Genomic DNA, 18,619 nt, shown 5'->3' with positions numbered 1-18,619 from the left:
GCCATGACCGGGCTGTCCACCATACTGATCGTTGTCGGCCTCTTCCTGGTCGGCGGAATCATCTCCTTCGTCAAGCAGAAGATGCCCACCAGCCTCATCGTGCTGCTCTCGATCGGCGCCGCGATGTGCCTGGTGGCGGGTGTCGTGAGGCTGGAGGTGTGGAATTGAGCGGATCCACCAAGAAGGTCGTCGTCTTCGACTACGGCTTCGGGAACGTCCGCTCCGCCGAGCGGGCGCTCGCCCGCGCCGGGGCCGACGTCGAGATAACCCGTGACTTCGACAGGGCGATGAACGCCGACGGCCTGCTGGTGCCCGGCGTCGGCGCCTTCGCCGCCTGCATGGAGGGCCTGCGCGGGGCTCGCGGGGACTGGATCATCGACCGGCGGCTGTCCGGCGGACGGCCGGTGATGGGCATCTGCGTCGGCATGCAGATCCTGTTCGCGCGCGGCATCGAGCACGGCGTGGAGACCGACGGCCTCGACGAGTGGCCCGGCTCGGTCGAGCCGCTGCAGGCCGAGATCGTGCCCCACATGGGCTGGAACACCGTGGACGTGCCGGCCGGCTCCGAGCTGTTCGCGGGCCTGGACGCCGACGCACGCTTCTACTTCGTGCACTCCTACGCCGTCCAGGACTGGTCGCTGGAGACGCACAACGCCGCGCTGCGGGCCCCGCTGGTGACCTGGTCGACGCACGGCAAGCCGTTCGTGGCCGCCGTGGAGAACGGCGCCCTGTGGGCCACCCAGTTCCACCCCGAGAAGTCCGGCGACGCCGGCGCCCAGCTCCTCACCAACTGGATCGGAACACTGTGAGCAAGCTCGAACTCCTCCCCGCCGTCGACGTCCGCGACGGCCAGGCCGTCCGCCTCGTGCACGGCGAGTCGGGGACCGAGACCTCCTACGGCTCCCCCCTGGAGGCCGCCCTCGCCTGGCAGCGGTCGGGCGCCGAGTGGCTGCACCTGGTCGACCTGGACGCCGCGTTCGGCACCGGCGACAACCGCGAGCTGATCGCCGAGGTCGCCGGGGCGATGGACATCAAGGTGGAGCTCTCCGGCGGGATCCGGGACGACGCCTCGCTGGCGGCCGCCCTGGCCACCGGCTGCCGCCGGGTGAACCTCGGCACGGCCGCCCTGGAGAGCCCGGAGTGGGTCGCCAAGGTCATCGCCGAGCACGGTGACCAGATCGCGGTGGGCCTGGACGTCAAGGGCACGACGCTGCGCGGCCGCGGCTGGACCCGCGACGGCGGCGACCTCTACGAGACGCTGGCCCGCCTCGACCAGGAGGGCTGCGCGCGGTACGTCGTCACCGACATCGCCAAGGACGGCACCCTCCAGGGCCCGAACCTGGAGCTCCTGAAGAACGTCTGCGCGGCGACCGACCGGCCGGTCGTGGCCTCCGGCGGCGTGTCGTCGCTGGACGACCTCCGCGCGCTGGCCGAGCTGGTACCCCTCGGTGTCGAGGGCGCCATCGTCGGAAAGGCCCTCTACGCCAAGGCGTTCACCTTGGAAGAAGCACTGGAGGCGGTGTCCCCGTGAGCGAGCTGCGACGTGTCACGACGGGCGCGCCCTGGGAAGACGCCTTCGGGTACTCCCGCGCGGTGGAACTGCCCAACGGCCTGGTCCTGGTCTCCGGCTGCACCTCCATAGTGGACGGCGAGATCGCCGGGGGCGGCCCCTACGAACAGACGGTCAACTCCTTCAACGTCGCGTTCGCGGCGCTGGAGCAGCTGGGCCTCGGCCGTGACGATGTGGTCCGGACACGTATGTACGTCACCCACGCACGGGACGTGGACGATGTCGGACGCGCCCACAAGGAACTGTTCGACTCCGTCCGGCCCGCCGCATCCATGATCATCGTCTCCGGCTTCGTGGACCCCAGCCTGGTCGTCGAGGTCGAGGTGGAGGCATACCGAGGGGAGACCACGGCATGACCCTGGCGGTCCGAGTCATCCCCTGCCTGGACGTGGACAACGGCCGGGTCGTCAAGGGCGTCAACTTCCAGAACCTGCGCGACGCGGGCGACCCGGTCGAGATGGCCAAGGTGTACGACGCGGAGGGCGCCGACGAGCTGACCTTCCTGGACATCACCGCGTCCTCCGGCGACCGGGAGACCACCTACGACGTGGTGCGCCGCACCGCCGAGCAGGTCTTCATCCCGCTGACCGTCGGCGGCGGGGTGCGCACGGCCGAGGACGTCGACAAACTGCTGCGGGCCGGCGCCGACAAGGTGGGCGTCAACACCGCGGCGATCGCGCGTCCGGACCTGATCCGGGAGATCGCGGAGCGCTTCGGCCGGCAGGTCCTGGTCCTGTCGGTGGACGCCCGCCGCACCCCCGAAGGCACCTTCGAGGTCACCACCCACGGCGGCCGCCGCCGCACCGGCATCGACGCGGTCGAGTGGGCACACCGGGCCGCCGAACTGGGCGCCGGGGAGATCCTGCTCAACTCGATGGACGCGGACGGCACCAAGGACGGCTACGACCTGGAGATGATCACAGCCGTCCGCAAGCACGTCACCATCCCGGTCATCGCCTCCGGCGGCGCCGGCAAGCTGGCCGACTTCGCCCCGGCCGTCGCAGCGGGCGCGGACGCCGTCCTCGCGGCCTCCGTCTTCCACTTCGGCGACCTGCGCATCGGCGAGGTCAAGCAGGCCCTGCGAGGAGCCGGCCACCCCGTCCGCTGACACCACGCCGGGCCTCGGCCCGGCCGCGGCTCCTCAGCCCTTCGGCTGGGTGAGCTGGATCAGGTTGCCGACCGTGTCGTCCAGGACGGCCGCGATCACCGGGCCCTGTTCCTGCGGCTCGTGGGCGAAGCGGACGTCCAGGGCGCGCAGGCGGTCGTACTCCGCGCGGATGTCGTCGACCGAGAAGACGATGGCCGGCAGGCCCGCCTCGTACACGGCCTTGCGGTAGGGCTCCGCGATGGTGCCCTGGCCGGGCTCCAGGAGCAGCTGGAGGTCCGGCTGGGCGCCGCCGGGCGCGCCGACCGTGATGAACAGGGTGCCTCCGCCGAGGTCCAGCCGGGTGCGGGTCTCGAAGCCGAGGACGTCGGTGTAGAAGGCGTGCGCCTTGACCACGTCGTCGACGTACACGTTGGTCATCGCGACCTTGATCATCACGGGCTCCTCAGATGCCCAGCTGCTTGGCCTCGTGCAGCTTGGCGATCGCGTCCTCGTCGCCGTCCACCGCGACCTTCGCCGCGTTCTGCCGGCCGAAGGCGAACATCAGCAGCTCGGAGGGCTCGCCGGTCACCGTGACCACCGGGGCGCCGCGATGGGCGACGGCCGTCTGGCCGTCCGGACGGCGCAGCACCAGGCCCGTCGGCACCCCCCTGCCCAGCAGCCGTGCGGTGCGCTCCAGACGGGACCACAGGGCGTCCTGGAAGACGGGGTCCAGCTCGCGCGGCGCCCAGTCCGGCTGGGCACGGCGGACGTCCTCGGTGTGGACGTAGAACTCCACCGTGTTGGCCGTCTCGTCGATCTGCTTGAGCTGGAACGGCGAGAACCGCGGCGGGCCGGTACGGATCAGCTGGATCAGCTCCTCGTACGGCTTCGCGGCGAACTCGGCCATCACCTTCTCCAGGCGTGGCGCGAGTTGTTTGATCAGCGCGCCCCCGGCCGCGTCCGGCCGGCGCTCACGCACCACCACGTGCGCGGCCAGATCACGGGTCACCCAGCCCTCGCAGAGGGTCGGCGCCTCGGGACCGGCGGTCTCCAAGAGGTCGGCGAGCAGAAGCCGTTCACGCTTGGCGAAGGTCGACATGTTGCCAGCCTACGGCCCCACGCACGGTCCGGACAGTGGACACGGTCCGTGACTGTCGGTGCCGCGCGGCACAATGGCACCCATGACCAGTACGACCGGTACGCCCCCGCCCAGCGGCCTCGCCCCGGAGATCGCCGCCCGCCTCAAGCGCAGCGCCGACGGCCTCCTGCCCGCCATCGCCCAGCAGTACGACACGGGCGAGGTACTGATGCTCGGCTGGATGGACGACGAGGCGCTGCACCGCACCCTCACCACCGGCCGCTGCACCTACTGGTCGCGCAGCCGCCAGGAGTACTGGGTCAAGGGGGACACCTCCGGCCACTTCCAGTGGGTCAGGTCCGTCGCCCTCGACTGCGACGCCGACACCCTGCTGGTCAAGGTCGACCAGGTGGGCGCCGCCTGCCACACCGGCGACCGCACCTGCTTCGACGCCGACGTGCTCCTCAAGGACGGCGCCGGTTCCGGCGACCCGGCCTCCGATCAGTAAGGTCTGCCGCCATGGAACTGGAGACCTTCCGCAAGCTGGCGACCGACCGGCGCGTCATCCCGGTCACCCGCAAACTCCTCGCCGACGGCGACACCCCGGTCGCGCTCTACCGCAAGCTCGCCGCCGAGCGCCCCGGCACCTTCCTGCTGGAGTCCGCCGAGAACGGCCGCACAGCCTTCCAATGGTCTCGCTACTCGTTCGTGGGCGTCCGCTCCGCGGCCACTCTCACCGCTCGTGACGGCCAGGCCCACTGGCTCGGCGCCCCGCCGGTCGGCGTGCCCGTCGACGGCGACCCGCTGGCCGCCCTGCGCGCCACCATCGAGGCCCTGCACACCCCGCACGCGGAGGACCTGCCCCCGTTCACCGGCGGCATGGTGGGCTATCTGGGCTACGACATCGTGCGCCGCCTGGAGAAGATCGGCCCGGGGGAGCGCGACGACCTCGGGCTGCCCGAGCTGACCATGCTCCTCACCAGCGACCTCGCGGTGATGGACCACTGGGAGGGCTCGGTCCTGCTGATCGCCAACGCGATCAACCACAACGACCTCGACACCGGCGTCGACGAGGCCTGGAGCGACGCGATCGCCCGCCTGGACGCCATGGAGGCCGACCTCTCCCGCCCGGTCGCCCAGCCCCCGGCCGCCCTGCCCCCCTCCGAGCTCCCCGAGTACACCGCCCTGTGGGGCGGTCCCGACTTCCAGGCCGCGGTCGAGGACATCAAGGAGCGCATCCGCGCGGGCGAGGCCTTCCAGGTCGTCCCCTCGCAGCGCTTCGAGACCCCGTGCACGGCGAGCGCGCTGGACGTCTACCGCGTCCTGCGGGCCACCAACCCCTCGCCGTACATGTACCTCTTCCGCTTCGAGGGCTTCGACGTCGTCGGCTCGTCCCCCGAGGCCCTGGTCAAGGTCGAGGACGGGCGGGCCATGGTCCACCCCATCGCCGGCACCCGGCCGCGCGGGGCCACCCCGCGCGAGGACCAGGACCTCGCCGACGAGCTGATGGCCGACCCCAAGGAGCGCGCCGAGCACCTGATGCTCGTCGACCTCGGACGCAACGACCTGGGCCGGGTCTGCGAACCGGGCTCCGTCGAGGTCGTCGACTTCATGTCCGTCGAGCGGTACTCGCACGTCATGCACATCGTCTCGACGGTCACCGGCAAGGTCTCCGAGGGCCGCACCGCCTTCGATGTCCTGACCGCCTGCTTCCCGGCCGGCACCCTCTCCGGCGCCCCCAAGCCCCGGGCGATGCAGATCATCGACGAACTGGAGCCGTCCAGAAGAGGGTTGTACGGCGGCTGCGTCGGCTACCTCGACTTCGCCGGCGACTCCGACACCGCGATCGCCATCCGCACCGCCCTGTTGCGGGACGGCACGGCGTACGTCCAGGCGGGCGCGGGCATCGTCGCCGACTCCGACCCGGTCGCGGAGGACCAGGAGTGCCGCAACAAGGCGGCGGCGGTGCTGCGCGCGGTGCACACGGCCAACAGACTGGGCAAGTAGGGCGCTTCTCACTCAACCCCGGGTGACCGTTCGCCCGGGGTTCAAGCGATAGTGGAGTACGTGACTGCCGTTCCTCACCCCCGTTCCGAAGCCGCCGCGCCCAGCGGGTCCGGCCGCCGCAGCCTCGCCGTCGCGCTGTTGTTCGGTGCGCTCGGCGCGGCCGTGGCCCTGCTGTCCAGCCGGCAGCGCTGGGCGGAGGGCACCGCGACGGTGGCCGGTGGCGCCTTCCCGCTGACCGCCAGGGGCAGCGACGTCACGGGCGTCCCCGCGGCCCTCGCCATAGTGGGCCTCGCCGCGCTCGTCGCCGTCTTCGCCGTCCGCAGGGCCGGCCGCTTCCTGGTCTCCGGGCTCCTCGCGCTCTCCGGCGCCGGTATCGTCGTCGCCGCCCTGGCGGGCGCCTCCGACGGCTCCGCGCTGGACGAGAAGGCCGCCGAGGCCAGTGGCGACACCTCTGCCGCGGTCGACGCCCTCAGCCACACCGGCTGGCCGTACGTCGCCGCGGCCGGCGGCGCGCTCATCCTGATCGCCGGACTGCTCGCGCTGCGCTACGGCCGCCTCTGGCCCGCCATGTCCGGCCGCTACGAGCGCGGCACGGGGGCGGAGCGGCCGCGCCGCGCGCCGAAGCCGGTCGACCCGGACCGGCCCGAGGACATCTGGAAGGCCCTGGACCGGGGCGAGGACCCTACGGGAGCCTGAGCGCTCCGCTGGGGCGCCGCGATGAGATGCTCTGCCGTCTGCCGTCTGCCGTCTGCCGTCTGCCGTCTGCCGTCTGCCGTCTGCCGTCTGCCGTCTGCCGTCTGCGGCGCCGCGTCGCGGCTGGTCGCGCCCACGTGGCGGAGCCGCCGAACACAGCCCCGCGCCCCTTCGGGCGACTGACGAGGCCTCGAGTGCCCGGGTGTGGCGAATCAGACGCCACCCCCGCTCACGGCGGGCGTGCGCATACGGGACAATGGAAGTCGAGCGTCCGGAACGGACCCGTACGAGCGCGGCCACGGACGGCACGTACGACACGCACCAGCTAACGAGGAGCAAGTCATGGCGGGCAGCAGCCACGGTCACACCCCGGCCGCCTGGACGGGCGTCACCATCGCCTTCATCGGTTTCTGCGTCGCGGGCGCCTTCATGGTGATGGCCCAGCCGGCGGGCTTCTGGGCCGGCATGGTGATCGTGGTCCTCGGTGGCGTGGTCGGCATGATCATGCGCGCCATGGGCCTCGGCATGCCGAAGCAGACCGCCCTGGTGACGGCGCACACCGCGCCGGCCGTCACCCGCGAGCCGGTCACCGCCGAAGGCTGACCGGCAGCGCTCGCAGCGCTTCCCGAGGGGCGTCCCGAGAGATCGGGACGCCCCTCGCGCGCATGTGCCGACCGTACGGGGCACAATGCGAGGCGTGAACGCCGACACCTCCAGCGCAGCCGCCCCGGCGCCGCCCTCCCTGCGAGGACGGCTGGCCGTGCCCGCGGGGGTGCTGGCCGCCGTCGTCGGGGCCTTCGCCTACGTCGGCACGGTCGACCCCAACCAGCCCGGCCACTACCCGGTCTGCCCCCTGTACCGGCTCACCGGCCTGTACTGCCCCGGCTGCGGCGGCCTGCGCAGCGCGCACGCGTTCATCCACGGCGACTTCCTGGCCGCGCTGCGGGATAACGCGGCGGGCGTGGCCGCCTATCTGGCCTTCGCCGTGGTGTGGACCGTCTGGGTGGTGCGCGCGGCACGCGGCCGGCCCGTCCGGATCGAACTCAGGCCGGTCCCGATGTGGACGCTGGGCGCGGTGCTGCTGGTCTTCACCGTTGTCCGGAACCTGCCCTTCGTCGGCTGGTTGCATCCTTGATCGACTGGCAAACGTCCAGGTAGGGGGATCGGGCCTCGGCCGGATGCGAGGTCGGCGCCGTCCTGCGGATACCATCGATGTGACCATGGGTTTTGACCCGCAGGGGTTTCGACCCGCTCGGAAGAACCGTCCGGAACCGAAAGGGGACCGCTCGCGTGAGTGTGCTCGACGAGATCATCGACGGAGTCCGTGCCGACCTCGCGGAGCGGCAGGCGCGCGTCAGCCTCGACGAGCTCAAGGAGCGCGCGGCGAAGGCACCCGCCGCCAAGGACGGCGTGGCCGCACTGCGCGGCGACGGCGTCAAGGTGATCTGCGAGGTCAAGCGCTCCAGCCCGTCCAAGGGTGCGCTGGCCGCGATCGCCGACCCGGCCGGGCTCGCCGCGGACTACGAGGCGGGCGGCGCGGCCGTCATCTCGGTCCTGACCGAGCAGCGCCGCTTCGGCGGCTCGCTGGCCGACCTGGAGGCGGTCCGGGCCCGTGTGGACATCCCGGTCCTGCGCAAGGACTTCATCGTCACGTCGTACCAGCTGTGGGAGGCCCGCGCGTACGGCGCCGACCTCGCGCTGCTGATCGTCGCCGCCCTCGACCAGCCGGCCCTGGAGTCGCTGATCGAGCGCGCGGTCTCCATCGGCCTCACCCCGCTCGTCGAGGTGCACGACGAGGACGAGGTCGAGCGCGCGGTGGACGCGGGCGCCAAGGTTATCGGCGTCAACGCGCGCAACCTGAAGACCCTGGAGGTCGACCGCTCCACCTTCGAGCGGGTCGCCCCGGAGATCCCCGACACCGTGGTCAAGGTCGCCGAGTCCGGCGTCCGCGGCCCGCACGACCTGATCGCCTACGCCAACGCGGGCGCCGACGCGGTCCTGGTCGGCGAGTCCCTGGTGACCGGCCGCGACCCCAAGGCGGCGGTGGCCGACCTGGTGGCGGCGGGCGAACACCCGGCACTGCGCCACGGCCGCCCCTGATCACCCGGTAGGCTGACACCGATGACTGTGACCGTGACGAACGTGGACCGGTACGCCCGCCTCGCGCGCGGCTGCCGCCCCCGGGGCTGCCGAGCCCCGGCGAGGCGCGTCCACGGCCGCCGCGTGCGTTACGTCATCGGTGCCGAGCCGGGTCAGGTGAACGGCATGCGATGGCAGCGCCCCATCAGGGGCGCGGGGCTCTCGTCGATGTGCGGCTGCCGCCGCGCGGGCGCGAGCAACCACTGACGGCTCGCGGCCGACAGACAATCCCCACGCCCCACGGCGAATAGTGTCTTTTCACACGCACTCACCGTGAGGTTTCCGCATGCCCAGCGACTACTTCTTCCCTGACCCAGAAGGCCAGGTGCCCTCCCCGGAGGGCTACTTCGGCGCCTTCGGCGGCAAGTTCATCCCGGAGGCCCTCGTCGCCGCCGTGGACGAGGTCGCCGTCGAGTACGACAAGGCCAAGCACGACCCCGAGTTCGCCCGCGAGCTCGACGACCTGCTGGTCAACTACACCGGCCGCCCCAGCTCCCTCACCGAGGTCCCCCGGTTCGCCGCGGAAGCGGGCGGCGCCCGGATCTTCCTCAAGCGCGAGGACCTCAACCACACCGGCTCGCACAAGATCAACAACGTGCTCGGCCAGGCCCTGCTCACCAGGCGCATGGGCAAGACCCGGGTGATCGCGGAGACCGGCGCCGGCCAGCACGGCGTGGCGACGGCCACCGCCTGCGCGCTGTTCGGCCTCGAATGCACCATCTACATGGGTGAGATCGACACCAAGCGGCAGGCCCTCAACGTGGCCCGGATGCGCATGCTCGGCGCCGAGGTCATCTCCGTGAAGTCCGGCAGCCGCACCCTGAAGGACGCCATCAACGAGGCGTTCCGTGACTGGGTGGCCAACGTCGACCGCACCCACTACCTCTTCGGTACGGTCGCCGGCCCGCACCCCTTCCCGGCGATGGTCCGCGACTTCCACCGGGTCATCGGCGTCGAGGCCCGCCGCCAGCTCCTGGAGCGGGCCGGCCGCCTCCCCGACGCGGCGATCGCCTGCGTCGGCGGCGGCTCCAACGCCATCGGCCTCTTCCACGCCTTCATCCCCGACGAGGGCGTCCGCCTCATCGGCTGCGAGCCCGCGGGACACGGCATCGAGACCGGCGAGCACGCCGCCACCCTCACCGCCGGCGAGCCCGGCATCCTGCACGGCTCCCGGTCCTACGTCCTCCAGGACGACGAGGGCCAGATCACCGAGCCGTACTCGATCTCGGCCGGTCTGGACTACCCGGGCATCGGCCCGGAGCACTCCTACCTCAAGGACTCCGGCCGCGGCGAGTACCGCGCGGTCACCGACGACGCGGCCATGCAGGCCCTGCGTCTGCTGTCCCGCACCGAGGGCATCATCCCGGCCATCGAGAGCGCGCACGCCCTGGCCGGCGCCCTGGAGGTCGGCCGGGAGCTCGGCAAGGACGGCCTGATCGTCGTCAACCTGTCCGGCCGCGGCGACAAGGACATGGACACCGCCGCGCGCTACTTCGGGCTGTACGACACCGACGCCGAGGTCGCCGCCGACGCCACCGCCACCGCCGAGATCGAGGGGGACGCCAAGTGAGCGGGAACATCCAACTGCTGTCCGACACCCTCGCGGGTGCCAAGGCCGAGGGCCGCAGCGCCCTGATCGCCTACCTCCCGGCCGGGTTCCCGACGGTGGCAGGCGGCATCGAGGCGATCAAGGCGGTCCTGGACGGCGGCGCGGACGTCGTCGAGGTCGGGCTGCCGCACAGCGACCCGGTGCTCGACGGCCCGGTCATCCAGACCGCCGACGACATCGCCCTGCGCGGCGGCGTCAAGATCGCGGACGTCATGCGCACGGTCAAGGAGGCCTACGCGGCCACCGGCAAGCCGATCCTCGTCATGACGTATTGGAACCCCATCGACCGCTACGGCGTCGAGCGCTTCACCGCCGAGCTGGCCGAGGCGGGCGGCGCGGGCTGCATCCTGCCCGACCTGCCCGTCCAGGAGTCGGCCCTGTGGAGGGAGCACGCCGAGAAGCACGGCCTCGCGACGGTCTTCGTCGTGGCGCCCAGCAGTAAGGACGAGCGGCTCGCGCAGATCACGGCGGCCGGCAGCGGCTTCGTCTACGCGGCCTCCCTGATGGGCGTCACGGGTACCCGGGCATCCGTCGGCGCACAGGCCCAGGACCTGGTGGAACGCACCCGTGGCACCGGCACCGGGCTGCCCGTCTGCGTCGGCCTCGGTGTCTCCGACGCGGCCCAGGCCGCCGAGGTCGCCGGCTTCGCCGACGGGGTGATCGTCGGCTCGGCCTTCGTGAAGCGGATGCTGGACGCGCCGGACGACGCGGCCGGCGTGGTGGCCGTCCGGGAACTCGCCGGTGACCTGGCGAAGGGCGTGCGCGGACAGGCGTAACGGAACACCACGGACCATTCGGTCACTCGAACGGGTGGACCTGGGACCGGGGAGGCGCGGTGCGCCTCCCCGGTTCGTTCTGGTGGTGTGAGCGAGAAGAATCGTGACGGAAAGCGGACGGCCCGCGAGCGGATCGCAGCCGACCGCGAGAAGCATCAGTCCGCGGAGAAGCGACGGCGCGCGCTGATCGTGGGCGCGAGCGTCGTCTGTGTCCTCGGCCTGGCGGCGGTGATCGGCGTCGTCGCCGCGAACGCGGGCAAGGACAAGAACAGCAAGAGCTCGGGCCCGGTCGTGGCGCCCTCGGGCGCGCAGGGCAAGGACAGCCTCGCGATCCCGGTCGGCAAGGACGATGCCAAGGCGACGCTCACCATCTGGGAGGACTTCCGCTGCCCGGCCTGCCAGGCCTTCGAGACGGCGTACCGCCCGACGCTCCACGAGCTGACCGACTCCGGCAAGCTCAGAATCGAGTACCACCTGGTCACGCTGATCGACGGCAACCTCGGCGGCAGCGGCTCCCGGAACGCGGCCAACGCGGCGGCCTGCGCCCAGGACGCGGGCAAGTTCCGCGACTACCACGACGTGCTGTACGAGAACCAGCCGAAGGAAACCGACGACACCTTCTCGAGCAACGACAAGCTGATCGAGCTGGCCGGCAAGGTCCAGGGCCTGAATACGCCGGCGTTCCAGAAATGTGTCAAGGACGGCAAGCACAACGCCTGGGTCGTGAAGTCCAACGAGGCCTTCCAGGCGGCCAAGTTCGGCGGCACCCCGACCGTTCTGCTCGACGGCAAGAACATCTACCAGGACCAGACCATGACCCCGGCCAAGCTGAAGCAGCTAGTGGAGGACGCCAACAAGGGGTGAGCGGGGTAAGCATTTCTCACGCCCCTGTTATGGAGCCGTAGCCGGGCTGGTTGCCGTCGGCCCGGTCCGGCACGGTAGCGTCGACCCTGCCATGGAATATCTTGCCTACATTCCCAGCCCTTCGCGCGGGGTGATCCACCTCGGTCCCATTCCGCTGCGCGGCTACGCCTTCTGCATCATCATCGGTGTCTTCGTAGCCGTCTGGCTCGGAAACAGGCGCTGGATCGCCCGGGGCGGGCGGGCCGGCACCGTGGCCGACATCGCCGTCTGGGCCGTGCCGTTCGGCCTGGTCGGCGGGCGTCTGTACCACGTGATCACGGACTACGAGCTGTACTTCAGCGAGGGCCGTGACTGGGTCGACGCGTTCAAGGTGTGGCAGGGCGGCCTCGGTATCTGGGGCGCGATCGCGCTCGGCGCGGTGGGTGCGTGGATCGGCTGCCGGCGCCGGGGCATCCCGCTCCCGGCCTACGCCGACGCCATCGCCCCCGGCATCGCCTTGGCCCAGGCGATCGGCCGCTGGGGCAACTGGTTCAACCAGGAGCTGTACGGCCGCGAGACGCATGTGCCGTGGGCCCTGCACATCACCTCGTCCGAGGGCGGCCGGGTCCCCGGCTACTACCACCCGACCTTCCTCTACGAGTCGCTGTGGTGCATCGGCGTCGCCTTCCTGGTGATCTGGGCCGACCGCCGATTCAAGCTGGGGCACGGGCGGGCGTTCGCGCTGTATGTCGCCGCGTACTGCGTGGGCCGCGGCTGGATCGAGTACATGCGCGTCGACGACGCCCACCACATCCTCGGCCTGCGGCTCAACGACTGGACCGCGATGATCGTGTTCCTGCTCGCGGTGCTGTACATCGTGCTCTCCGCGAAGAAGCGGCCGGGCCGGGAGCCGGTGGTCGAGCCGGGCGTCTCCGACGGGGAGACCGACGGTACGGGTGACGCCGCCGCGGCTGCCGAAACCAAGGAGGCTTCCGAGGCGGAGGCTTCCGAAGGCGAGGCCGAGCACGAGGTCAAGGACGAAGCCGAGCACGAGGCCAAGGACGAGGCCGAAGCCGAGCACGAAGCCGAGGCCGGGTCGGCGACCAAGAAGAGCTGACCTGCCGCGATACGACGAAGAGGGCGCCCGGGACGGAACCGGGCGCCCTCTTCGCGTACGTGCCGACGGATCCCGGCGAGCCCGGCACCGCCGGACACCGCCGCGGAAGCGCTCGCCGCCACGGCGGAAGAAGCTCGCCGGCGAAGGGCCGAAGAAGGGATCGGGCCGTCGGTGTCAGCGGCGGTTCAGCAGGGACAGGGTTCTGCGGGCCGTCGCCACCACCGCCGCGTCGATGAAGCTGCCGTCCGGGAGGGCCTGGGCGCCCTGTTCCGTGGTGGCCGCCTTGATGATCTTTTCGGCCTGTTCCAGTTCGGCCTGGGTGGGGAGATAGGCGCGTTCGATGATCGGGAGCTGCCGGGGGTGGATGGCGGCGCGGCCCAGGAAGCCCAGGGCGCGGCCGCGGGCGCAGGAGGTGGCGAGGCCCTTGAGGTCCCGGGTGTCGGGGTGGACCGACTGGGGCGGTGGGGCGAGGCCCGCGGCCCGGGCGGCGACCACGATCCGGGAACGGGACCAGTCGAGGCCGATGTCGTCGTACACGCCCAGGTCGGCCTGGAGGTCCGCCTCCCCGAGCGAGATGCCCCGCAGGGCGGGGTGGGCGGTGGCGATGGCGTAGGCGTGCTCGATGCCGAGGGCCGATTCGAGGAGGGCGTAGAGAGGGAGGGCGGCGGTCCGGGAGGCGATGTGGTGGATGTCGTCGGGGCCGGTCACCTTGGGGAGACGCAGTCCGGCGAGGCCGGGGAGGCCGAGCAGGGCCCGCAGGTCGGCCGCGGCCCAGGGGGTGTCCAGGCCGTTGACCCGGACGTGCACCGGGACCGGCTGGGGGTGGGCCAGGAGGTCGGCGGTGGCGGCGCGGGCGCAGTCCTTGCGGTCGGGGGCGACGGCGTCCTCCAGGTCGACCACCACCACGTCCGCGCCGCAGGCCAGCGCCTTGGCGACGACATGCGGCCGGTCACCGGGGACGTACAGCCAGGTCAGCGGGAAGGGGGCGGGGGTCATACGGCGCCCTCCTCGCGCAGGGCCAGCAGCTGGGCCGGGGTCAGGCCCAGCTCGGTGAGGACCTCGTCCGTGTCGGCACCGTGCGGGCGGCCGGTCCAGCGGATCGCGCCGGGGGTCGAGGAGAGCCGGAAGAGGACGTTCTGCATGCGCAGCGGCCCCAGTTCGGGGTCGGGCACGGTGGTGATCGTGTCCAGCGCCAGGTACTGCGGGTCGGCCATCACGTCCCGCACGTCCTGGATGGGGGCGACCGCCGCCTCCGCCTTCTCGAACTCGGCCAGCACCTCGGCACGGGAGCGGGTGGCGATCCAGTCGCCGACGGCCGCGTCCAGGACGTCGGAGTGCGCGGCCCGGTCGGCGCCGGTCGCGAACCACGGCTCGTCGATCAGCTCCGGGCGCCCGACCAGCCGCAGTACGCGTTCCGCGATCGACTGGGCCGAGGTGGAGACGGCGACCCAGGTCCCGTCCGCCGTGCGGTAGGTGTTGCGCGGGGCGTTGTTGGCGGAGCGGTTGCCGGTGCGCGCCTGGACGTAGCCGAGCTGGTCGTACCAGGTGGGCTGGGGGCCGAGGACGGTGAGGATCGGTTCGATGATCGCCATGTCGACGACCTGGCCCTCGCCGGTGCGGTCCCGGGCGGCGAGCGCGGTCATCACGGCGTACGCGGTCGCCAGTGCCGCGATGGAGTCGGCGAGCCCGAACGGGGGCAGCGTGGGCGGGGCGTCCGGTTCGCCGGTGATCGCCGCGAAGCCGCTCATCGCCTCGGCGAGGGTGCCGAAGCCGGGGCGGTGGGCGTAGGGGCCGAACTGGCCGAAGGCGGTGACCCGGGTCAGGATCAGCCGGGGGTTGGCGGCGGAGAGTTCCTCCCAGCCGAGGTCCCACTTCTCCAGGGTGCCGGGCCGGAAGTTCTCCACGATCACGTCGGCGGTGGCGGCGAGCCGGAGCAGCGTGGCGCGGCCACCGGGCTTGGACAGGTCGAGGGTGATGGTCCGCTTGTTGCGGCCGAGCAGCTTCCACCACAGGCCGACGCCCTGCTTGGCCGGGCCGTGCCCCCGGGAGGGGTCGGGTTTGCCGGGGTGCTCGACCTTGACGACCTCGGCGCCGAAGTCACCGAGCAGGGTGGCGGCGAGGGGGCCGGCGAAGAGGGTGGCGAGGTCCAGGACGCGCAGACCGGCGAGGGGCTGGGGCTGTGTTGTCGTACTCATGCGGTGTACTGGGCCTCGATCTCCGGACGGTACGGCATGGACGTCGACGCCCCCTCCCGTTGTACGGCGAGCGCGGCCGCGGCCGCCGCCCAGGACAGGGCCTCCCGGATGGGTTTCTCCTCGGCCAGGGCGACCGCGAGGGCGCCGACGAAAGTGTCGCCCGCGCCCGTCGAGTCGACGGCGGTCACCCGGGGCGCCGGGATGACGAGGGGCGCGGCGTCCCGGGTGAGGTAGAGGCTGCCGGCGGCGCCCAGGGTGACCACCACCTGCGGCACCAGGCCGAGCAGGGCGGCGGCCGCGTCCCGCGGGTCGGCGCGGTCGGTGAGCGCGGCGGCCTCACGCTCGTTGGACACCAGCAGGTCGATGCTGTCGAGGAGTTCGGACGGGAGAGGGCGGACGGGGGACGGGGTGAGGATGGTCCGGACGCCGTGCCGGCGGGCGGCCTGCGCACCGGCGACGACCGCGGGCAGCGGGATCTCCAGTTGCAGCAGGAGGGTGTCGGCGGAGGCGATGACGCCCTCGTCGCCGGGGGAGAGATGGTCGACGGTGCCGTTCGCGCCGGGGATCACGACGATCGCGTTGCCGCCCTCGTCGTCCACGACGATGTGCGCGGTGCCGGAGGGGCCCTCGATCGTGCGCAGCGAGTCGGTGTCCACGCCGGAGTGTTCGAGGGACTCCCGCATCCGGGTGCCGTAGGCGTCATGGCCGACCGCGCCGATCATCGAGACGGTGGCGCCCGCGCGGGCGGCGGCGATCGCCTGGTTGGCGCCCTTGCCGCCGGGGATCGTACGGAACTCCCGTCCGGTCACGGTCTCGCCGAGCTGCGGGGCCTTCTCGACGTACGCGACGAGGTCCATGTTCGTGCTGCCGAGTACGGCGATCTGGGTCATGGGCGGGTCGCCTCCAGGTGGGTGAGGTGGGCGAGGGTGTCGAAGCCGGTGCCGTCGAAGCCGGCGACGGAGGTGGCGAGTCGGTTCTTGAGCGGGGTCGTCCAGCGGTCGGGGAGGGCGTCGGGGTCGCCGGCGAGCAGCCCGGCGACCGAGCCGGCCGTCGCGCCGTTCGAGTCGGTGTCCCAGCCGCCGCTCACCGCACGGCAGACGGAGCCGGTGAAGTCGCCGTCCGCGTGGGTGAGGGCGGCGGCGATCAGCGCGGTGTTGGGGATGGCGTGCACCCAGTGGTGGGTGGGGGAGTGGGTGCGGTGGAGCTCCGCCACGACCGCCTCGAAGTCCTCGTGGGTCTCGGCCAGCCGGATCGCCCGGTCGATCGCCTGTGCCAGGCGGGACCGGGGCGGGATCACCGTGCGGCCGGAGCGCAGGCAGGCGTGGATGTCGTGGGTTCCGCTGGCGGCGGTGGCGATGGTGGCCGCCGTGAACATCGCCGCGTAGACGCCGTTGGCCGTGTGGGTGAGGGCGGCGTCGCGATGGGCCTGTTCGGCCGCGGCGGCCGGGTCGCCGGGGTTGGTCCAGCCGTGCACGTCGGCGCGGATCAGGGCGCCGATCCACTCCCGGAAGGGGTTGCGGTGGCGGGCGGTGTGCGGCGGTTCGACGCCGGTGAGGAGGTTGCGGTAGGCGACGCGCTCGGCGGTGAAGGTGCGGCCGGCCGGGAGTTCGTCGAGCCAGAGGGCGGCTACGTCGGTGGTGGTGAAGGCTCTGGTGCGGCGCTGGAGCAGGAGGAGGTTGAGGAGGGGGTAGTTGAGGTCGTCGTCCTCGGGCATGCCGGCGATGTTCTCGACGAGAGAGGTGGCGGCGGAGCGGCGGTTCCAGGGGTGGGCGGCGAGGAGCTCGGCGGGGACCCCGCGGGCGGTGAAGTAGTGGTTCAGGGGCCAGTTGCCGGCTGCTTGGGCGAGTTCGCGGATGGCGTGGAGGGGAAGCTTCTCGACGGGTTTGCCGAGGAGACAGCCAACGGCTCTGCCGAGCCAGGCGGCGTGGTAGGCGCGGGTGGGCGGGGGCTCGGGGGTTTCGCCTGCCGGCGCCCCGTCAGGGGCGCGGGGAACTGCGCGAGCAACCACATCGCACCCGCAGTCGCACGACGGTCCGCACCGCCCTCCCCGTTGCGCGGTCGGCCACTGCGGACACAGCGCCTTGATCGCTGCCAGATCCGTCGGCTCGTTCAACCTGCTTGGCAGGTCCGCGAGTTCGTCGAGGAGGTCCTCCGCCAGTTGGCGGAGATAGCGGGACGCCCGCTCCGGTGACGCACCGGCCCGGCTCGGCGCGGACGCGCCGCCCGCCGCCCGCCACCTCGCCTCGACGGCCGACGGCTCCCGCCCGTCCTGCCGGGCCTGGCGGATCTCGTGGCCCAGCAGATCCTCCGGCTGGACCCAGGTCAGGCGGAGCATCCCGGGCCCCCGAGGCGCGTGAAGGACTCCTCGTGGGCACGCCGGAGGTCCGTGTCGCGGAGGAAGACCTCCCTGGCCACGACGGCCAGCGTGCGCGGCGGCTCCCAGAGGTCGAGGCGGCTCGCCTCGGCGACCCGCTTCGACCACTCCTCCGGTACGGCGGAGCCCAGCGCCCCGGCGATCGCACCCGCCATCGTCGCGATCGAGTCGCAGTCCCGGCCGTAGTTGACGGAGCCGAGGACGGCGTGCCGGTAGTCGCCGCCTGCCACCAGCAACATGCCGAGCGCGACGGGGAGTTCCTCGATCGCGTGCAGGCGGGAGGGGCGGCGGGCGCCGAGCGAGGGGGCGCGGTAGTCGGGGCCGACCGTGTCGTAGGGGGTGACCGCCTCCCGGAGGGGGGTGAGGGCAGACTCGAAGTCGGTGTGGTGCGCGGCCACTTCACAGACCGCTTCGATCGCCGTGCGCGTGCCGTCCTTCGCCAGGGACAGGCACGCGGTGACTACGGAGTCCGCTGTCGCTCCGGGCGCGGCGGCCGCCGCCACCGCCGCCGCGAAGACGCCCGCCGCCTCCCTGCCGTACGACGACTGGTGGGCGCCGGCGATGTCCAGGGCCTCGGCGTACGCGGCCCGCGGGTTCGCCGCGTTGACCAGGCCGACCGGGGCCATGTACATCGCCGCGCCGCAGTTGACGATGTTGCCGGTGCCGGCCTCGCGGGGGTCGACATGGCCATAGTGCAGGCGGGTCGCCAGCCACTTCTCGGCGAGGAAGACCCGCTGGAGGGGGATGGTCTCGGTCTCCAGCTCCGGGATCCAGCGGGGGTTGGTCATCAGGTCGGGGACCAGGTGGTCGGCGATCGCGTACGCGTCGAGGTGGTCGCGGACGCGGTCGTACACCCGTACCAGCGCATGGGTCATCAAGGTGTCGTCGGTGACGTGCCCGTCGCCCTTGTGGTACGGGGCGAGGGGGCGGGCGGTGCGCCAGGCGTCGCCGTTCCAGGGGCCGACGACGCCGTGGACGCGGCCGCCGTGGCGTTCCAGGATCTGGTCGGGGGAGTAGCCCTCGACCGGGCCGCCGAGGGCGTCACCCACGGCGGCTCCGACGAGGGCTCCGGTGATCCGTTCGTCCAGCGAAGCGCCGGTGCTTTCTTGTGCTTTGGGCGTCATGCACCGA

The 18,619-nt window shown here is 72.2% G+C and carries 23 protein-coding genes; 16 read left to right on the top strand and 7 right to left on the bottom strand.

Features of this window, described 5'->3' with window-relative positions; genetic code table 11:
- Positions 1 to 3 precede the first annotated feature (3 nt).
- Genes ABZ642_RS14020 through hisF form a run of 5 tightly spaced genes read left to right on the top strand, consistent with a single transcriptional unit; the run spans position 4 to position 2,678 of the window.
- Positions 4 to 168 (top strand): hypothetical protein, encoded by a 165-nt coding sequence (locus ABZ642_RS14020; RefSeq protein ID WP_351732562.1) that lies wholly within the window; start codon positions 4 to 6, stop codon positions 166 to 168.
- Positions 159 to 809: an imidazole glycerol phosphate synthase subunit HisH gene (gene hisH / locus ABZ642_RS14015; RefSeq protein WP_360482194.1), complete on the top strand. Its 651-nt coding sequence runs from the start codon at positions 159 to 161 to the stop codon at positions 807 to 809. The genes ABZ642_RS14020 and hisH overlap by 10 nt, the downstream gene beginning before the upstream one ends.
- Entirely contained in the window at positions 806 to 1,531 is a 726-nt protein-coding gene (gene priA, locus ABZ642_RS14010) for a bifunctional 1-(5-phosphoribosyl)-5-((5-phosphoribosylamino)methylideneamino)imidazole-4-carboxamide isomerase/phosphoribosylanthranilate isomerase PriA (protein WP_351732568.1), read from the top strand. The genes hisH and priA overlap by 4 nt, the downstream gene beginning before the upstream one ends.
- Positions 1,528 to 1,926, top strand: a complete 399-nt coding sequence (locus tag ABZ642_RS14005) for a RidA family protein (protein ID WP_360482191.1) — start codon at positions 1,528 to 1,530, stop codon at positions 1,924 to 1,926. Before priA ends, ABZ642_RS14005 begins: the two co-directional genes overlap by 4 nt.
- The gene (gene hisF, locus ABZ642_RS14000; RefSeq protein ID WP_360482188.1) at positions 1,923 to 2,678 is read left to right on the top strand and encodes an imidazole glycerol phosphate synthase subunit HisF; all 756 of its coding nucleotides are present in this window, start codon (positions 1,923 to 1,925) and stop codon (positions 2,676 to 2,678) included. The genes ABZ642_RS14005 and hisF overlap by 4 nt, the downstream gene beginning before the upstream one ends.
- A 33-nt stretch (positions 2,679 to 2,711) precedes the next feature.
- Here hisF and ABZ642_RS13995 read toward each other — a convergent pair whose 3' ends face one another.
- Complete coding sequence (locus tag ABZ642_RS13995) at positions 2,712 to 3,110, bottom strand: VOC family protein (RefSeq protein WP_360482185.1); 399 nt, start codon at positions 3,108 to 3,110, stop codon at positions 2,712 to 2,714.
- Positions 3,111 to 3,120: 10 nt separating this feature from the next.
- Entirely contained in the window at positions 3,121 to 3,756 is a 636-nt protein-coding gene (locus ABZ642_RS13990; protein WP_360482182.1) for a TIGR03085 family metal-binding protein, read from the bottom strand.
- Positions 3,757 to 3,838: 82 nt separating this feature from the next.
- Between ABZ642_RS13990 and hisI the strand changes: the two genes are divergently transcribed.
- The 11 genes from hisI (at position 3,839) to lgt (ending at position 12,919) form a co-directional block, all read left to right on the top strand.
- On the top strand, positions 3,839 to 4,243 hold the full coding sequence (gene hisI / locus ABZ642_RS13985) for a phosphoribosyl-AMP cyclohydrolase (RefSeq protein ID WP_360482179.1): 405 nt from the start codon (positions 3,839 to 3,841) through the stop codon (positions 4,241 to 4,243).
- Positions 4,244 to 4,254: 11 nt separating this feature from the next.
- The gene (locus tag ABZ642_RS13980; protein ID WP_360482176.1) at positions 4,255 to 5,742 is read left to right on the top strand and encodes an anthranilate synthase component I; all 1,488 of its coding nucleotides are present in this window, start codon (positions 4,255 to 4,257) and stop codon (positions 5,740 to 5,742) included.
- 51 nt (positions 5,743 to 5,793) lie between these two features.
- Positions 5,794 to 6,438 carry a TIGR02234 family membrane protein gene (locus ABZ642_RS13975; protein ID WP_360482173.1) on the top strand — a complete coding sequence of 215 codons (645 nt, stop codon included), beginning with the start codon at positions 5,794 to 5,796 and terminating at the stop codon, positions 6,436 to 6,438.
- 339 nt (positions 6,439 to 6,777) lie between these two features.
- Entirely contained in the window at positions 6,778 to 7,038 is a 261-nt protein-coding gene (locus tag ABZ642_RS13970) for an HGxxPAAW family protein (protein WP_360482170.1), read from the top strand.
- Between the two features lie 85 nt (positions 7,039 to 7,123).
- Complete coding sequence (locus ABZ642_RS13965; protein WP_360482167.1) at positions 7,124 to 7,570, top strand: DUF2752 domain-containing protein; 447 nt, start codon at positions 7,124 to 7,126, stop codon at positions 7,568 to 7,570.
- Positions 7,571 to 7,725: 155 nt separating this feature from the next.
- Positions 7,726 to 8,535, top strand: a complete 810-nt coding sequence (gene trpC, locus ABZ642_RS13960) for an indole-3-glycerol phosphate synthase TrpC (protein ID WP_360482164.1) — start codon at positions 7,726 to 7,728, stop codon at positions 8,533 to 8,535.
- Positions 8,536 to 8,556: 21 nt separating this feature from the next.
- Positions 8,557 to 8,781: a tryptophan synthase subunit(beta) gene (locus ABZ642_RS13955; protein WP_360482161.1), complete on the top strand. Its 225-nt coding sequence runs from the start codon at positions 8,557 to 8,559 to the stop codon at positions 8,779 to 8,781.
- A gap of 79 nt (positions 8,782 to 8,860) precedes the next feature.
- Complete coding sequence (gene trpB, locus ABZ642_RS13950; RefSeq protein WP_360482158.1) at positions 8,861 to 10,144, top strand: tryptophan synthase subunit beta; 1,284 nt, start codon at positions 8,861 to 8,863, stop codon at positions 10,142 to 10,144.
- Entirely contained in the window at positions 10,141 to 10,959 is an 819-nt protein-coding gene (gene trpA, locus ABZ642_RS13945) for a tryptophan synthase subunit alpha (RefSeq protein ID WP_360482155.1), read from the top strand. Before trpB ends, trpA begins: the two co-directional genes overlap by 4 nt.
- 87 nt (positions 10,960 to 11,046) lie before the next feature.
- A complete protein-coding gene (locus ABZ642_RS13940; RefSeq protein ID WP_360482152.1) occupies positions 11,047 to 11,823 on the top strand; it encodes a thioredoxin domain-containing protein in 777 nt (258 codons plus the stop codon).
- A gap of 91 nt (positions 11,824 to 11,914) precedes the next feature.
- Positions 11,915 to 12,919: a prolipoprotein diacylglyceryl transferase gene (gene lgt / locus ABZ642_RS13935; protein WP_360482150.1), complete on the top strand. Its 1,005-nt coding sequence runs from the start codon at positions 11,915 to 11,917 to the stop codon at positions 12,917 to 12,919.
- Positions 12,920 to 13,093: 174 nt separating this feature from the next.
- Here lgt and ABZ642_RS13930 read toward each other — a convergent pair whose 3' ends face one another.
- From ABZ642_RS13930 to ABZ642_RS13910, 5 genes are read right to left on the bottom strand one after another with little or no spacing between them, the layout of a single operon-like run.
- Positions 13,094 to 13,915 carry a CoA ester lyase gene (locus ABZ642_RS13930; protein WP_360482147.1) on the bottom strand — a complete coding sequence of 274 codons (822 nt, stop codon included), beginning with the start codon at positions 13,913 to 13,915 and terminating at the stop codon, positions 13,094 to 13,096.
- On the bottom strand, positions 13,912 to 15,114 hold the full coding sequence (locus ABZ642_RS13925) for a CoA transferase (RefSeq protein WP_360482144.1): 1,203 nt from the start codon (positions 15,112 to 15,114) through the stop codon (positions 13,912 to 13,914). The genes ABZ642_RS13930 and ABZ642_RS13925 overlap by 4 nt, the downstream gene beginning before the upstream one ends.
- Positions 15,111 to 16,004, bottom strand: a complete 894-nt coding sequence (gene rbsK / locus ABZ642_RS13920) for a ribokinase (RefSeq protein WP_360482142.1) — start codon at positions 16,002 to 16,004, stop codon at positions 15,111 to 15,113. The genes ABZ642_RS13925 and rbsK overlap by 4 nt, the downstream gene beginning before the upstream one ends.
- Complete coding sequence (locus ABZ642_RS13915; protein WP_360482139.1) at positions 16,001 to 17,449, bottom strand: ADP-ribosylglycohydrolase family protein; 1,449 nt, start codon at positions 17,447 to 17,449, stop codon at positions 16,001 to 16,003. The genes rbsK and ABZ642_RS13915 overlap by 4 nt, the downstream gene beginning before the upstream one ends.
- Positions 17,437 to 18,612: an ADP-ribosylglycohydrolase family protein gene (locus ABZ642_RS13910; RefSeq protein ID WP_360482136.1), complete on the bottom strand. Its 1,176-nt coding sequence runs from the start codon at positions 18,610 to 18,612 to the stop codon at positions 17,437 to 17,439. Before ABZ642_RS13910 ends, ABZ642_RS13915 begins: the two co-directional genes overlap by 13 nt.
- Positions 18,613 to 18,619: the final 7 nt, after the last annotated feature.

The sequence above is a fragment of the Streptomyces sp. NPDC007157 genome (assembly GCF_040634235.1).
In the GTDB taxonomy this organism is placed as follows: domain Bacteria; phylum Actinomycetota; class Actinomycetes; order Streptomycetales; family Streptomycetaceae; genus Streptomyces.
The sequence above is the reverse complement of the archived record's forward strand: the minus strand, read 5'-3'. Positions and strand labels throughout refer to the sequence as shown.